Genomic DNA, 982 nt, shown 5'->3' on the forward strand with positions numbered 1-982 from the left:
TATCTAATAGTGTGCCTGACTGCGGAAAGTTTTGTTTTTTTTATTTAATAACAGGCACTTAGGTGTTTTATTTGTTTTAACATTTTTGATTTCTTTATTTTAATAAAAAATAAATATATATATTTATCAACAACTTATCTTTTTATTATATTTTTTAGTTTTTACTTTGTTTATACTTAGTGTATTCTTTGTTTATACAAAAAGAGGTTTTTATGGATTCTTCTTCTAAGTTTCAGCATTTGCATGCAATAGCAGCAAGTTCGCTTCAGCAACAAAAAGTCCAAAAGATTAAGGCAAATGCTTCTGAGCTTGATGATGTTTTAACTTTTAGGGTTAATAGCGATTTAAAAAAAGAGTTCAGTAGAATTTGCAAATTAAATCAGTCTTCTTCAAGTTCTGAGCTTAAGCGATTTATGTTGAAAATTATTGAACAAGGTTCTTTATAGAATTCTTTGAGTTGTTAAAATCGCTGCATGATTGGATGGCCGTCTAATCATGCAGCTAACCACAAATGATCTTATGAGGAGATCTCTTATGGCTGCTGCAAATTTTAAACCAATCGAGTTACTGGGCAAACAAGTTTCATTTATTTATGAAGTATTTGAGAGCCATTCCGAAGTTGTTCAAGGTACAGTAACTCACATTATTTTATCACTATGTGAGAATTATCAGTTTTGTGTTAATAATGTATATTATTCACCGGATGAGCTAATTTCTTTTCAGATTTTAGATTAAATATTACTGTATTAATCTGTAGTGACAGAACGAGTGTCTACGAGTGGGAAGCCAGGAATTGGATTTATCCTTCTTTCCCTGATTACCAGCTCCATATGCGCCTAGAATGATTTATTTAGCTTTAGCGTCGCAATGCTAGTGGCTCATCTTAATAATTTGCGTAGAACCGCTTTACATCGGTTCTGTACTCAATTACTAAGATGATCTTGGTTTGTGACTTACTAACTGAAAATCATCTAAATCTGAG

At 31.5% G+C, this 982-nt stretch carries 2 protein-coding genes; both read left to right on the plus strand.

Annotated elements, in window-relative coordinates:
• Positions 1-212 precede the first annotated feature (212 nt).
• The gene (locus ACXM0J_RS18800; RefSeq protein WP_479750742.1) at positions 213-446 is read left to right on the plus strand and encodes a hypothetical protein; all 234 of its coding nucleotides are present in this window, start codon (positions 213-215) and stop codon (positions 444-446) included.
• An 88-nt stretch (positions 447-534) separates the two neighbouring features.
• Complete coding sequence (locus ACXM0J_RS18805) at positions 535-735, plus strand: hypothetical protein (RefSeq protein ID WP_479750744.1); 201 nt, start codon at positions 535-537, stop codon at positions 733-735.
• Positions 736-982 lie beyond the last annotated feature (247 nt).

The sequence above is a fragment of the Acinetobacter sp. GRABPA_MV_2 genome, from assembly GCF_056725885.1.

Excerpts from the sequence above, each read along its gene's own strand:
- ACXM0J_RS18805 (WP_479750744.1), top strand. The coding sequence starts at position 535 with ATGGCTGCTGCAAATTTTAAACCAATCGAGTTACTGGGCAAACAAGTT.
- ACXM0J_RS18800 (WP_479750742.1), top strand. The coding sequence starts at position 213 with ATGGATTCTTCTTCTAAGTTTCAGCATTTGCATGCAATAGCAGCAAGT.